The sequence below is a fragment of the Gynuella sunshinyii YC6258 genome (assembly GCF_000940805.1).
Taxonomy (GTDB): domain Bacteria; phylum Pseudomonadota; class Gammaproteobacteria; order Pseudomonadales; family Natronospirillaceae; genus Gynuella; species Gynuella sunshinyii.
In genome coordinates this window covers 3,641,084-3,654,804 of record NZ_CP007142.1, presented here as the reverse complement: position 1 = coordinate 3,654,804, position 13,721 = coordinate 3,641,084, and the positions used below count along the sequence as shown (strand labels likewise).

Here is a 13,721-nt window from a genome sequence, read left to right as displayed (position 1 = left end):
TAAAATAAATCGGTCAGAAGGAAGCTTGTTTTCATGTTGCCAGCTCGTTTCTCTGTCTGTTGCCATCCTGCCAGCTTGTCAATCACGCTTTGCGATTATGGTGGCAGTCAGCTGCGGGCAGCAGTTTTGGAAATCGGTTATGGCCATAGTGAGTTTGCCTGGATGAACGGCAGCCTGCTGCCCAATTCGGCGCAATACTCCAACACCCGGTGTGCGTATAACGGGTGGTTACTATACTTGGCCCTGCACAGCCGGTTAGACGGTTGTTGGTTTCTTGAGGGAATTTAATCTGGATGGTAATCAAAACGGCATTTTCAAATACCGCAATACTTCTACCAATTCACCTTGGAATAGCATGGGCGTGCAAATCAATACTCGTTGATACACCCGGCGGGGGGTGGCACCAGGCCAATAACAACACCCTGCTATCAAATCAGACATGAATATCCAGGCTGCTAATACCTCCCTGAGCCTGTTGCATGGTTTGTACTGCCATACTCAGACGTTCGTAGCCAGCCTGGTCATGACGTGACAGGGCTGCATCCATACCTTCAAATGCCTTTTGGACAAAGTCAAAGCGTTCGGTATCACTCTCTACGGCGACCTCGCCTCCACCAGCCACGGGCATTTTCATGGTCATGGCCATCAGCGCACTGCTGTCATCAAGATCCATCTGACCGCTCTTTATTTCGTTATTGATCCAGGTACGCATTTCCTCCCGGGTCATGTTATTGAAATCCAGACGCTCAACGCTGCTTGCTGATGAGCGCTGAGCATTACTGTTGGAATCCAGGCTATTGGATTTCACCTGATTGACCGACGACATGGCTTGTGTCAACTGACTGGCATTGACTCCCGCATCTATTTGCATACGACATCCTCATTGTTGGGTTGAAGATGAAGAAGGCATCGCAAAGGCAATACCAATTATGAATCTGTCGTGCCGATGTATGAGATGTTCCATCCCGCCCAGACACTATCTACCGCAATAGAACTTCCCGCGACAAGCACGATCATCATAGCGGCCAGAACTGACCGGTCGGGATGATCAGCATTACCGTAGCCGGATCATTTTGTCGCCTTAGTACCTAACCGCTATCCCTTTACCGATCCATGGGTCACGCCATTAAAAATCTGTTTCTGCATGACAAAAAACAGGATCAGCGACGGTATGACGATCAATACGATTCCAGCTGAAATTTCGGCATAGTTGGTACCGAACAGATTGGTAAAACCGTACAACACTGTAGAAACGGTCTTCTGGTCCTGATCGGTCAAGTACAAAAACGGCAGGTAAAAGTCGTTGTAGATCATGATGGATTTCAGAATCACAACCGTCGCTGTCGCTGGCCACAACAGCGGAAAAATGACTTTACGGTAGATGGTGAAATAACCGGCTCCTTCCATGATGGCAGCTTCATCAAGTTCCTTTGGAATATTGCGGGCAAATTGCAGATAGATATATATGGTTACGACATCCACACCGGAATACAGCAGAATCAGCGACAGTTTATTATTGATCAGCCCCAGCCCCCGGATGATTTCGAAGGTGGCCACCTGGGTGGTGACATAAGGGACTACCATGGCCACGATGTAGGCCATCAGCACCACTGAACGCCCGCGAAATTCAAAACGGGATACGATGTAAGCCACCATTGTGCCCATCACCACCACAATCACCAGCGTCGAAATCAGAATGATCACGGTGTTTAGAAAGGCTAGTCCCAAATGTCCCTGCTGAAAAACCGTCAGGTAATTCTCAAAATTAAACCAGTTCTGAGGTGACACCATCGCTCCGGTGGCCAGGTATTCCTCTTTGGTTTTAAAGGAAGTGACTACCACGGCATAGGGCGGCACCAGCACTGCCATCGCTGCGAACAATAACGTGACGTATTTGACCAGCCACCAGAACAGGCTCGATGGTGTCTGGCGTTGTAACCATTTGGAGATTCGGCTTTGAAAACGACCAGTCATAACATTTTCTCCTGATTCAGGGTTTTCTGGACCAGCAGAAACGCCAGCACGACTACCAACAACAACACCGCCATGGCAGAGGCCACGCCAAAGCTTTGAAATTCAAAAGCCTGCTCTACGGTCGCCATCACAAAGGTTTTGGTGCCATTGGCACCATCGGTAATCAACAACGGTATTTCGAACACTTCCAGAGAGCCAACCAGAGCCAGCAGCGCCTGCAACATGATCATCAACTTGATGGCCGGCAACGTGATGAAGCGGAACTGCTGCCAGTCATTGGCCCCATCGATGGTGGCAGCCTCATAGAGGTTTGTGGGAATGGACTGCAGGGCACCGTAAAACACCACCAGATTAAATCCTAAATAACGCCAGACCGAAGCGCCAACCAGTGACCAGGGCACTACGTCCCGGTCCATCAGCCAGGGTTGACTCCATTGGCTCAGACCAATCATTCCCAGAAATGAATCCAGACCACCATCTACCTGAAAAAACACTCGAAATACAAATGCCGATGCCACCTGATTCAATACAAAAGGCAGAAACAACAGAATCTTGAAAAAATTATGGCCCAGCAATTTCTGGTTCAGAACAACGGCAAACCACAAGGCCAGCGCCAGTTGCAGCAGCGAACCGATAAAGTAATAAATGCTGTTTAACAAGGGGGCCAGCAGATCAGGGTCCCAATATAGAATCTCGATGTAATTGGCCAGTCCGGCGAAGTCCATGTCAGGCGAAAAGCCATCCCAATCCATCAGACTCAGGTAGACCAGCCGGGCTGCCGGATAAAATGAAAATATCAGCAATAAGGTCAGCGGCACGACCAGAAACAGTATGATGATCAGACGCCGTTGGGCAGTATCGCTCAAGGTTTTACGTTCTGCTCTGGCCGCTAATGACAGAGTTGTCTCCATAATAATTCTCCGGTAATAGCCACCAGGCCGGCGGCCAGTCTTCAGATTGACAGAATCCGCCCACGGGAATGGGCGGGTATGGGAGAACGATTAGTGCATAACTCGCCTTAACGCGGTGGCCCAGCGACGGTTTATCTGGTTAATTTCGCCCTCAAAGTCTTTGGCTGCCAACAGGTCGCGGATGTAAGTACCGGTAAAAATATCCAGTCGGGCACGATTGGCCACCTCGGTAAATTGGGAGGAGACCGCCTTCACTTCAATGACAGTGGGATGGTAGGACATGATTTCCGCCAACTGCGGCATGCTGGAATGTTGCTTTTTCAGGGTTGGAATAAAGCCGCCGGCATCGGCAAAATCGATCTCGGCCAGTAAAAAACGAACCCAGGCTTTGGCAGTGGTTTTGTTGTTCGAAAAAGCACTCACGCCATAAGCCCAATCATGCCCGAACAGTACTACCGGCTGTCCGGAGTTATCCACCGGAATCGGCATGAATCCGATTTCCTCACGCCAGTTGTCGTTATAACCACCGATTTGCGGAATAGACCAGTTACCCAGGAACCACATGGCATATTCGCCACTGGCGACCTTGCCCTTGGATTCCTCCCAGTTGTTGGATACGTAATCAGGTTCTGTCCAGCCATTGTCAAAGAAGGTTTTAACCACGTCGATAGCCTTGCGGTTTGGCTCACCCTTGGCATAAGGTGCCTGAATCTTAAGCATGTCGTTGAAGTGACCGTAATCACCGGCAATCAGACCCGCCAACTTGTCCCATTGCTGCATGGTCCAGCCGGCACCCATGTTTATGGCCAATGGCACCGAGCCGGACTGCTTGAGTTTGGCGGCAGCGTCATACCACTGATCCAGGGTTTTCAGTGGCACACTGATCCCGGCTTTTTTCAGCGTGGGCTTGTGATAAACCAGACCTTCGGTCGAAACGCCTTGGGTGTAGCCATAATCCTTGCCATTGAGAGACCAAAAGTCCTCAAAATAGATCTCTCCTTTCAGGCCAAGATCATTCAGCGGTTCAAAAAAATAGCCGTATTGGTCACGTGGAATTGAATCCAGAATCAAGACCACATCACCAAAATCTTTGCTTTGCATGCGTGGCTGAATCTGTCCCGGATAATCTGTCAGACCGATCACTTCGACATCGGTGACAGCGGGATACTTTTCCTTAAATGCTTTTTCCCAACGATCATAGTGCCCCTGCTCAATCAAATCGGTACGGGCGGTATAAAACGTAATGCTGCCGCTGACGTCGGAAATTTGCCAGCCTGGCTCAGCTGCCAGCGCCGGGAAAACAGACAAAGAACCCAGCATCAAACCTGCCAGAACGGCATGGGTGGTATTCATAGGTGATCCTCTTGTTATTGTTTTGGGTGATCTCAATGCATCATCGGTACATCACCAGAAAGCCGCCTTCGTCAACGCCAACGATACTCCGCAACCCTGTCAAAAACCGTGACCTATTAGCTTGATCGTAACGTTACAAAAAAAACAATGTCAAACAAAATTTGCTTTTCAAAAACAACATTCAACTTTAAATAAAACTTATAAACTATTGTTTTTATTTAAATAATTTTGATTTTTATAAGTTAATGTATTTTATTTAAAGGTAATTCCAGTTAGCAAAAATTCGTAACGTTGCTATTTTTATCAAAGACTGCGTATCATACTATCCTTTAAGAACGTTCAGCCGCAGGAGTCAGCTATGGGCCCCCATAGACACATTACATTTGATCAATCCTGGAGCGTCTATGAAGCTGGTCAGGCGGACCAAATCTTCAACGCCCATGTACCTGTTGATATTCATCAGGTACTGATGGATCACGGCCGACTGCCCGATCCGTTCTACCGGGATAACGAAGCCAGTGTGCAATGGGTCCATCAACGTAACTGGGTGATTGAAACCGAGTTCGATGTGACCGAGCACGACTTGCAAAACCGCTGTGCAACGCTACGGCTGGAGTTTGTCGATACCCATGCAACAGTGGCCATTAACGGCCAGACTGTGGGAGAAATCGCCAATTTTTTCCGGCGTTTTCATCTGGATGTACACCAGGTTCTCAAGGTCGGCAACAACCGCCTGACCCTCACATTCCATGACAATGCCGAGCTGGGCCGCAAACGGGCTGAAGCCCTGCCGTTTCCGGTGCCTTACAGTGAGACCAATAATCAGATTCCGTTTATGAACACCGTCCGTAAAACACAGTGCGATGCTGGCTGGGATTGGGGGATCTGTCTGATGTCAGTGGGCGTCTATGTCGCTCCTGTCCTGTATTTTCATCAGGGGCGGCTGATCGATAGCGTCCGGGTGACCCAGAACCATGAACCGGATCGTGTTCACCTGACCATCACGGTCGATACCTGGGGACCAGCTGATAGCGAGGAGTCCATGGAAATCAGCCTCACCGATGCCCTGCCAGGATCAATGACTTTCAGCTCCGGACAACACCAGGGCACGGTGGAACTGGAGATCGATAACCCCAGATTGTGGTGGCCATCCGGATATGGCGAACAACCCCTCTACACTCTTGAAGCCCGGCTGCACGATCAACACTGGTGCCGCCATATCGGTCTGCGCTCGCTGCACTGGGATCTGAGTCCTGATGACGCCGGAAGTCGCATGTGCGTGGTGGTCAACGGGGTGGAAATTTTCGCCAAAGGGGCCAACTGGATTCCTGCAGACGCTTTCCCAGCACGCCAGACACCCGCCCGCTACCAACAGTTACTGGAATCCGCAGCCGCTGCCAACATGAATATGATTCGGGTCTGGGGGGGTGGTTTTTATGAACACGATACTTTTTACCAGACTTGCGAGGAACTGGGGTTACTGGTCTGGCAGGACCTGATGTTTTCCTGCTCACTGTATCCCAGCACGAAGGATTTTATCGATGACATCCGTCCGGAGATCAACTGGCAGATCCGCCGCCTGCAAGCCTATGGCTGTATCGCGCTATGGTGTGGAGATAATGAGGTCATCGGTGCCATCAACTGGTATGAGACTTCTCGGAATAACCGCGAAAAATACCTCGTGAACTATGACCGGCTCAGCCGGGTATTGGAAGAAAGCGTGTTGGGTGCCGATAGCAGCCGGCTGTTCTGGCCAAGCTCACCCTGTAACGGCGAGCTTGATTTTGGTGATGCCTGGCATGACGACAATAAGGGCGACATGCACTATTGGGACGTATGGCACTCCGGCAAACCCTTTTCGGCCTACTATGACGTCAATCCCCGCTTCTGTTCCGAATTCGGCTACCAGTCTTTCCCATCGTTCGGGCTGGTCAAACAGTTTACCCTGCCACAGGACCACAACGTGACCAGCCCGGTTATGGAAGTTCATCAAAAAAATCCCGCCGGCAACTCGATCATTACCGAGATGTTCACCCGTTACTTTCGCTTTCCAACGGGATTCGAGCAATTTCTCTACTTGAGCCAGGTACAACAGGCTGTGGCGATGAAAACCGCCATTGAATACTGGCGTACCCTGCGTCCACACTGCATGGGCACGCTTTACTGGCAGCTCAACGATAACTGGCCGGTAGCCTCCTGGAGCAGCCTGGAATACGGTGGTGGCTGGAAACAGATGCATTATCATGCCCGCCGTTTTTATCAATCGGTGCAGATCTTCTGGATTGGTCAGGGTCGACACCAGAAATTGGTGGCCGTGAATGACTTAACGGAACCGGCGCTGCTCAAAGGCAAATGGTCAATCTTCGACCTGGCCGGCAAACCCCTTAAACAACAGACGCTGGAACTCACAATCCCGGCCGGTGCAAGCCTGGTACTGACAGATTATGAGTCCGATCAACCGGCTTCCGAATTCGCCTGGGCAACAGCATTTGCCCGTGTTGGGGCTCAATCATTCGATTGCGAAGCGACTGCCTATTTTGACCTCTGGAAACGTCTGGACCTGCCACCTGCTCAAGTCCAGTTAGAGGTCGGACAGGATGGACAAAATATTTATGTTGATCTGACAACAGACAAACCAGCACATTTTGTAACCCTTGACTCGCTCGGTAATGGTCACTGGAATGACAACAGCGTTACACTGCTGCCAGGGGTTGCAAGACGATTTTATTGGCAAGGCGAATTACCCATTTCCATTAACCCTGGCTTGAACCATCTGGTACAAAGCTATCAATCGTAGACAGTTATCTTTATGGAGCAATCAAAGAATACTCTTCCGGGTCGGCCAAGGACCACGCTCAAAACCCTGGCAGAACATTTAGGGCTATCGATCACTACGGTATCCCGTGCCCTCAAAAATGGCGATGAAGTCAGACCGGATACTATTGCCCGGGTTCAAAAAGTCGCCCAGGAGTTAGGGTACCGCCCCAACACCTCTGGCCTTGGCTTAAAAACGGGGAAAACTCATGTGATCGCGCTGATTATGCCAGTACTGAAACCAGGGGAGATTGTTGGTGACGTGGGAACTCTGCCATTGATTGAGGGCTTGACGGCCGCATTGACGGATACGCCCTATCACCTGACTATCATTCCTCACCGGCCAGAGCAGGATGAACTCGAACCAGTGAAATATGTAGTGGAGCATGGATTGGCCGATGGCATTATTCTGAACACCACTCGCAGCCTGGATGAGCGAGTGAAATATCTGTATGCCGAAGACTTTCCGTTCGTAACATTCGGGCGTACCGAACTCTCCATTCAACATGCGTTCTATGATACCGACAACGCCGACTTCAGTTATCGGGCCGCCCGTTTCATGATTCAAAGGGGACGCAAGCGCTTGATGATGTTGACCCCACCCAAGGATTTTCTCTACAGCTGGCACCGGCTGACGGGTTTTAAACGCGCCCTCCAGGAATCCGGCTTACCCTACACTGAGCATCGGCAGATATTTATCGAAAGCAATGCCGTCGACTATCGGTCTCTGTCGCAACAACTCAATAACAGCGAATGGAGCCCTGACGGGTACATTTGCGGGACCGAGATCTCTGCCATGGGAATCATGGCGGGATTGCACGACGCCGGTATCCAGGTGGGTATCGAATGCGATGTCGTCACAATGGAAACCAGCCCATTACCAGAGTACTTTCGTGTCCCTATTTGCGGCTTTCATCAGGACCTGCACCAGGTGGGACGTGAACTTAGCCGGCTGCTGCTAGCCCAGTTGGAGCAAAATACTCCGATATCCCAGCTGCAGGTGATTGAAACGGCGGAGTTTATCAACCGTATCGATCTCTGAGTTGACGGTTGCCGGCAAATCCATCAGCTGGCGACCGTATTGATGGAGCACACTCCATTATGCCCATTTCATCCTGACTCCGTTCGGTATCCCGATCATTTCCCGGTAATCGCCACCGCCCCTCACCTCCTTCAACGAACTGACAAACTTCCACAGACGTTAACCCTGTTTTCCATTGTTTGGGTTTTTCGAATTCTGAACACAGAAAATCTCTCATTATTCAAAAACAACGAAATGTTATGGTGCTGATTACCTTCAAACGCACATTTTTCAACAAACAGGAGTCACTATGTCTGAGTTCAAAAAGACAGCCATCGTTACCGGGGCATCACGAGGAATTGGTGCTGGCATCGCCAGGCAACTGGCACAAGACGGGTTTGCTGTTGTGGTGAATTATGCCGGCAATGCCGAAGCTGCCCAGAGCGTGGCACAGGCAATAGAATCCTCTGGTGGCCAGGCCATGATCCATCAGGCGGATGTTGCAGATTCTGCCGCTGTCACCAGCATGTTTGACGCAGCAGAAACAGCATTTGGTGGTGTCGATGTACTGATCAATAATGCCGGCATCATGGCGCTCGCACCGCTATCAGAAGTGGACAATCGACATATCAACCAACAAATCGACATAAACCTCAAAGGGACAATCCATACCTTGAGAGAGGCTTCGAACCGGCTGCGTCAGGGAGGGCGCATCGTCAACCTATCCACTTCGGTAGTGGGTCTGAAACTGGAAAACTATGGTGTATACGCCGCCACCAAAGCGGCAGTTGAAACACTGACAGCCATTATGGCCAAGGAGATGCGTGGCCGCGATATCACCGTTAATGCAGTAGCACCAGGCCCAACGGCAACTGATCTGTTCATGGAGGGCAAATCGGCAGAACTGATTGAGCGGATGGCGCACATGAGCCCCCTTGAGCGGCTGGGCACGCCCCAGGATATTGCATCCGTCGTGGCATTTCTGTGCGGACCGGACAGCGGCTGGATAAACGGGCAAGTGCTTCGCGCCAATGGCGGTATCATCTGACCGTCGGTGTTAGGATCAGCGCTCATAACCCAGTAAAACAGTCAAACTTTCAGCGGATGTTTATTGATCAACACATCCGCTAGGATGGTGCTGTTAATACGGAGGAGTCCAAAATGAACATTCTTATGCGGATATTGAGCGTTATCACAGTACTGACAGCTCCAACATATGTCCTGGCAGCCAGCGGTGTGGCAAGCCCCGGTCAGAACAACCAGTGTCCGGCCATCTTTCAACAGCAGATGCGAAAGCTGCACAGTTCAGAAATCCTGGACTTATGCGAGGTATCGGCTGGTCATCCGGTCATGCTGGTGAATACCGCAAGCCATTGTGGGTTTACCGGGCAATTTGAAGACCTGGAGGCCATACATCAAAAATATAAAGATCAGGGCCTGGTGGTGATCGGCGTGTCGTCAGATTCTTTTGATCAGGAAGATGAGGATGAGGGCAAAGCAGCCGAAATCTGCTACAAAAACTTCGGCGTATCGTTCACCATGCTCTCGACCGTGCCAGTGACCGGAGATGAGGCTCACCCTTTGTTCAAAGAAGTGGCGCGGCAGAGTCAGGCACCGGAATGGAATTTTTATAAATATCTGATCAGCCGCGATGGACATGTAGTTAGCGCTAATCCGAGCAAAATCATTCCCAGTGATGCAGACATCACCAGCCTGTTAAACAACTGAAGCTCGCACCAGACTGGGTGACTCTAAAATCGCGGGTAACCCAGTCATCATCAGACATTTGAAAATACCTGCTGCCTGGATCGAAGCATGGAGAACCGTGCCATCATTTTGGGTTTCTGCTCCTCCCTGCCCTAAAAAAACCAACACCACAACACCTGTTTTCAATCATCAACAGGCAAATTTGCCGCATTGCTCCCTTGATACCACCCCATTCAGACAGTACATTTGCCCTCCCTGAAATATGATGGAAGTTTGTTTAGAGTGATGAAGCATTGTTTGTTATGGATAACCACATGCATCTGCCTGATAACCGCACCCCTGGTTCAGGCCGGTGCGTACAGCAAATACAAAGTCCACAATGATTACGATGACTACTTTCGTAAATACACCAAGCGCTTTTTTGGTCCGGCCTTTGACTGGCATTACTTTAAAGCTCAGGCAGTCGCAGAGAGCAATCTCAATCCGGAAGCCAAATCCTATGTAGGTGCCCAGGGGATCATGCAGATCATGCCCAGAACCTATGAAGAAATAAAAACCAAAAACCAGTTTATCGAGGGTCTGGCGACAGAACCAAAATGGAATATCGCTGCCGGCATCTGGTACAACCAACAGCATTTTGAATTCTGGAAAAAAGGGCGGACGCTGGAAGAGCGCCTGAAATTTATGTATGGCTCCTACAACGCTGGTCGTAAAAATCTGCTAAGAGCCCAACGCAAAGCTATCGATGCCGGGCTGAACCCACTCATCTGGCAATCCATGTATCAAGCCCTGCCCACCGTGACAGGTGCGCATTCCAAAGAAACACTAAATTACGTCGAAAAAATTTTTACCATTAAAGAGGACATTCAATAATGGATTGGTCAATTGCCATCATCAATTTCGTTTACGCCATCGTCGGCTGTAGTATAACCCTGCTGTTTATGGCAGCCGGATACAAACTGTTCGACAAACTGACACCTTTCAACACCCACGATGAGCTGGCAAAAGGTAATCAAGCCGTTGGCACGGTTGTGGCCGCCATGATTATCGGTGTCGGAATTGCAGTTGGACTCGTCATCGGCATGGGCTTGAACTGACGGTTGTTTATATTTTTAGCCTGCTCACTGAACAGCACTAAGATCAAAAACACTGGCCTGGCTGGTACTGCTTGTACCAGTAATGCTTGCCGCCTTTGTCTTTTATCTGCAATCAGCCAGACCTGATCACATAGAAAACCACCTTTGGATGCCAGGGATACGGCATTTATCAGTCTTTATTTTCATGATCACCATCGTGATACACAAAAGCAAGGTGGATGTTATGGAAAAAGTAGTGCTACCAAATATCAAACTGTTCCTGGTGGTTATTTTCTTGATACCCGTTGCATTTGGTTTACTTTTTAACCAAGACATTACAGGGATAATCCTGCAGGCGGAGGGCGACAAATTTCTGTACTTAAAACGTTTCAAACCGACAATGAAAATAATTTATGATCGTTTTTTTGACTTGCTGATATTACAAACATGGGGCGTTCTCGGTATAGCGGTCACCTTCGTTTGGACAACATTCTCACTGCTGATCTCATTGGCAAAAATGTGAAAAATAAAAAATTTGCTGAACAGAGCTACGTCAAAAGTGAGGTTTTCTATGTTTCGGATAAGTTTTCTCTCGTATCTGAATGAGTACGAGAGAAAGGTTGATAAAGCAGAGTCATCATCTACTTGATTATCATATTACTCGTCTACCGGAATAAACTCCCAGTCCTGATTGAAACCACCATTGGCACTCCATTGAATGTTTTGAGCATTGTCTTCCAATGAACGGGCCTGGATATCCAGCAACAGATCACTGCGAACATTATGGATATGATAGTAACCATCTCCCTGATCCAGAATCTGCCATTTCTGGTTTTCACCACCATTGTATGGCCAGATAATGTTGGTAGCACCGGTTTGTGTCGACCCTCCGGTAATGTCCGCCAACTTACCGCTGGATACTTGCGTGATGTGATATTGGCGCAGACCAATTGAAGTGACCTGCCACTGTTCATATTTATTCTGGCCGCAGGTGTATTGCACAATACCCGTACCATTGGCACTGGATCCATTCAATGTACGCAGACATTTTCCACTGTTGTTATTTTTGATGTAGTAAATACCATCTTTTAAAATACCACTGGCATTCTCACCAGTAATTCGGAAGGTTGCGTCGGCTTGATCTGTAGTGGAGCTGATTTTGGTCAGATTTAACAGGAACTCCTGATGGCGCATAAAGTAGCCAGGTAAATTATAGGACTCAAATGAACTCAGCGACGCATCGGCTAACCCTGCACGCTGATAAAACGTGGCTTCACTGGTAAACTGCTTGGAGTTATCGTCTTCAGACAATACCAATTCAAAGGCGTCATGACGCAGATAACGTCCAGGGAAGTTGACGGACTCAAACGACACACCATTGGCATCAGCCAGGCCCGGTTTCATGATCCATTGAGAATCGGCGAACAGGGCGATGTTCCCTTCCATTTTACCGCGAAGGTCATAATGTCTGACGAAATAGTTAGGATAGTTATAGGACTCAAAGCGGCTACCCACAAAGCCTTTGTCACCGGGCTCGCCGGAAGGCACTTGAATTTGTGCGGTCACAGGCAAAGGAATGCCGAAGTTTGGTGTACCGTCCTTATTCCATGTGAATTTCTGTATGCGTGTTGTGCGGTTGCTGTCACAACCGTTATTAACGTCAGACTGGGCATGGTACACAATCCAATTTTCAGTGCCGTCCGGCGAGGTAAAAAAACCGTTATGTCCAGGACCGTAAACACCATTTTCATTGGATCTCTGGAATACTGGTTCCCTACTCTTGTCCCATGAACCGGTTTTTAACGGATCACCACCATTGTATGTCAGCAAACCGAGTTTGTAGTTTGGGCCATCACAGAAGCTGGCTGAATACGTAATAAAGGTTTTGCCATCGTGTTGCAGTGCTACTGGCCCTTCGTTGACATTGTTTTCCTGTTTTTCCCAATCGTATTCCGGCTTACTAAGCAGCACACGATCACCGCTGATGGTCCATGGGTTACTCATCGGAGCAATATAGATTTTCTGATAGGCACCGTCCCAGGCAGAAAAAAGCCAGTAGAGACGATCATTTAACAACATGTAACTGCCATCAATAGCCCAGGCGTCGTTTGAGTCTTTTAACTTGGCCTTATAGGTGTAAGGCCCCATCGGATCCTGACCGGCACTTTCCAATACATACATGCGTTGACCATCCAGGTTTTCGGAAACGCCTGCAGTGTAGTGAAAGTACCAGCGTTTACCATTTGGTCCATCCAGTAAACGGAATTCAAATGCCCACATATTACAGCAGCGTGACGGGTCATCTTTTGCACCATCCCAGATTTCAACCGGCGTTGCCGTCTTCAACCCCTCGATGGTTTGGGCTCGTTTCATATAGATTTTGCTGGTCCAGGTGGTACTCGCCAGATAGTAATATCCGTCGTAATATGCCATCCACGGGTCAGCCCCATTTTGGGTATTGAGCGTGTTAGTAAAGGTAGTGGCCTGCGCCATACAGAATAGCCCGGTTAAGGCGCAGGTTATGATTAACTGCCATAGCTTTGTTTGTCTAATATGCTTCATGTTTTTTCCTGTCTTTATCCAGTTGATTAACGGAATAATGGATTAAAGCGATTTTGCAGCTCATTCCAAAAATACTGCTGGAATAGGTTGTTTTCAGGTAATTCACTGTTAAATTAAAAACTGATCAGTTAAACGAACCGTTAGTCCCGACCTGTGGGTACAGAGTATCTCAGCAACTTATTTGTATTGCCGTGAATGCCTCATGTTTAACGTTTCATCAGAAAGCTATTCTGCCCCCTGAAGATTGAGCCACTTATTGCGATTTTTATTATTGTTGTGCGATCTTGTTATCTCGATTGATGA

The 13,721-nt window shown here is 48.8% G+C and carries 13 protein-coding genes and 1 pseudogene; 9 read left to right on the top strand and 5 right to left on the bottom strand.

Features of this window, described 5'->3' with window-relative positions:
* Positions 1 to 33 precede the first annotated feature (33 nt).
* Complete coding sequence (locus tag YC6258_RS31370; RefSeq protein WP_052830330.1) at positions 34 to 288, top strand: DUF4879 domain-containing protein; 255 nt, start codon at positions 34 to 36, stop codon at positions 286 to 288.
* Positions 272 to 382 (top strand): annotated as a pseudogene (locus tag YC6258_RS31365) (DUF4879 domain-containing protein); the annotation flags it as partial. The gene YC6258_RS31370 and the pseudogene YC6258_RS31365, both read left to right, overlap by 17 nt.
* A gap of 51 nt (positions 383 to 433) precedes the next feature.
* On the opposite strand, the gene YC6258_RS15730 reads toward YC6258_RS31365, so the two are convergent.
* The 4 genes from YC6258_RS15730 to YC6258_RS15715 all read right to left on the bottom strand — a co-directional run bounded on the left by YC6258_RS15730 (position 434) and on the right by YC6258_RS15715 (position 4,238).
* A complete protein-coding gene (locus tag YC6258_RS15730) occupies positions 434 to 871 on the bottom strand; it encodes a hypothetical protein (protein ID WP_044617819.1) in 438 nt (145 codons plus the stop codon).
* Positions 872 to 1,095: 224 nt separating this feature from the next.
* A complete protein-coding gene (locus YC6258_RS15725; RefSeq protein ID WP_044617818.1) occupies positions 1,096 to 1,974 on the bottom strand; it encodes a carbohydrate ABC transporter permease in 879 nt (292 codons plus the stop codon).
* Positions 1,971 to 2,885 carry a carbohydrate ABC transporter permease gene (locus YC6258_RS15720; protein WP_044617817.1) on the bottom strand — a complete coding sequence of 305 codons (915 nt, stop codon included), beginning with the start codon at positions 2,883 to 2,885 and terminating at the stop codon, positions 1,971 to 1,973. The genes YC6258_RS15725 and YC6258_RS15720 overlap by 4 nt, the downstream gene beginning before the upstream one ends.
* A gap of 90 nt (positions 2,886 to 2,975) precedes the next feature.
* A complete protein-coding gene (locus tag YC6258_RS15715) occupies positions 2,976 to 4,238 on the bottom strand; it encodes an ABC transporter substrate-binding protein (RefSeq protein ID WP_044617816.1) in 1,263 nt (420 codons plus the stop codon).
* Positions 4,239 to 4,596: 358 nt separating this feature from the next.
* Here YC6258_RS15715 and YC6258_RS15710 point away from each other — a divergent pair, with 358 nt between their 5' ends.
* The 7 genes from YC6258_RS15710 to YC6258_RS15680 all read left to right on the top strand — a co-directional run bounded on the left by YC6258_RS15710 (position 4,597) and on the right by YC6258_RS15680 (position 11,379).
* Entirely contained in the window at positions 4,597 to 7,035 is a 2,439-nt protein-coding gene (locus YC6258_RS15710; protein ID WP_044617815.1) for a glycoside hydrolase family 2 protein, read from the top strand.
* A gap of 12 nt (positions 7,036 to 7,047) precedes the next feature.
* Complete coding sequence (locus tag YC6258_RS15705; protein ID WP_044617814.1) at positions 7,048 to 8,094, top strand: LacI family transcriptional regulator; 1,047 nt, start codon at positions 7,048 to 7,050, stop codon at positions 8,092 to 8,094.
* A gap of 289 nt (positions 8,095 to 8,383) precedes the next feature.
* Entirely contained in the window at positions 8,384 to 9,121 is a 738-nt protein-coding gene (locus YC6258_RS15700; protein WP_044617813.1) for an SDR family oxidoreductase, read from the top strand.
* Between the two features lie 113 nt (positions 9,122 to 9,234).
* Positions 9,235 to 9,801 carry a glutathione peroxidase gene (locus YC6258_RS15695; protein ID WP_044617812.1) on the top strand — a complete coding sequence of 189 codons (567 nt, stop codon included), beginning with the start codon at positions 9,235 to 9,237 and terminating at the stop codon, positions 9,799 to 9,801.
* A 264-nt stretch (positions 9,802 to 10,065) separates the two neighbouring features.
* Entirely contained in the window at positions 10,066 to 10,653 is a 588-nt protein-coding gene (locus YC6258_RS15690) for a transglycosylase SLT domain-containing protein (RefSeq protein WP_052830329.1), read from the top strand.
* The gene (locus tag YC6258_RS15685; protein ID WP_044617811.1) at positions 10,653 to 10,877 is read left to right on the top strand and encodes a DUF350 domain-containing protein; all 225 of its coding nucleotides are present in this window, start codon (positions 10,653 to 10,655) and stop codon (positions 10,875 to 10,877) included. Before YC6258_RS15690 ends, YC6258_RS15685 begins: the two co-directional genes overlap by 1 nt.
* Positions 10,878 to 11,100: 223 nt before the next feature.
* Positions 11,101 to 11,379, top strand: coding sequence for a hypothetical protein (locus YC6258_RS15680; RefSeq protein ID WP_144407670.1), 279 nt, complete (start codon positions 11,101 to 11,103; stop codon positions 11,377 to 11,379).
* Positions 11,380 to 11,513: 134 nt separating this feature from the next.
* Here the strand turns inward: YC6258_RS15680 and YC6258_RS27430 are convergent, their stop codons facing one another.
* A complete protein-coding gene (locus YC6258_RS27430; protein ID WP_052830328.1) occupies positions 11,514 to 13,418 on the bottom strand; it encodes a family 43 glycosylhydrolase in 1,905 nt (634 codons plus the stop codon).
* Positions 13,419 to 13,721 lie beyond the last annotated feature (303 nt).

Coding starts and splice junctions, on each gene's coding strand:
- YC6258_RS31370 (WP_052830330.1), top strand. CDS start 34: ATGTTGCCAGCTCGTTTCTCTGTCTGTTGCCATCCTGCCAGCTTGTCA.
- YC6258_RS15690 (WP_052830329.1), top strand. CDS start 10,066: ATGAAGCATTGTTTGTTATGGATAACCACATGCATCTGCCTGATAACC.
- YC6258_RS15705 (WP_044617814.1), top strand. CDS start 7,048: ATGGAGCAATCAAAGAATACTCTTCCGGGTCGGCCAAGGACCACGCTC.
- YC6258_RS15720 (WP_044617817.1), bottom strand. CDS start 2,885: ATGGAGACAACTCTGTCATTAGCGGCCAGAGCAGAACGTAAAACCTTG.
- YC6258_RS15695 (WP_044617812.1), top strand. CDS start 9,235: ATGAACATTCTTATGCGGATATTGAGCGTTATCACAGTACTGACAGCT.
- YC6258_RS15715 (WP_044617816.1), bottom strand. CDS start 4,238: ATGAATACCACCCATGCCGTTCTGGCAGGTTTGATGCTGGGTTCTTTG.
- YC6258_RS15730 (WP_044617819.1), bottom strand. CDS start 871: ATGCAAATAGATGCGGGAGTCAATGCCAGTCAGTTGACACAAGCCATG.
- YC6258_RS15700 (WP_044617813.1), top strand. CDS start 8,384: ATGTCTGAGTTCAAAAAGACAGCCATCGTTACCGGGGCATCACGAGGA.
- YC6258_RS27430 (WP_052830328.1), bottom strand. CDS start 13,418: ATGAAGCATATTAGACAAACAAAGCTATGGCAGTTAATCATAACCTGC.
- YC6258_RS15685 (WP_044617811.1), top strand. CDS start 10,653: ATGGATTGGTCAATTGCCATCATCAATTTCGTTTACGCCATCGTCGGC.
- YC6258_RS15680 (WP_144407670.1), top strand. CDS start 11,101: ATGGAAAAAGTAGTGCTACCAAATATCAAACTGTTCCTGGTGGTTATT.
- YC6258_RS15725 (WP_044617818.1), bottom strand. CDS start 1,974: ATGACTGGTCGTTTTCAAAGCCGAATCTCCAAATGGTTACAACGCCAG.
- YC6258_RS15710 (WP_044617815.1), top strand. CDS start 4,597: ATGGGCCCCCATAGACACATTACATTTGATCAATCCTGGAGCGTCTAT.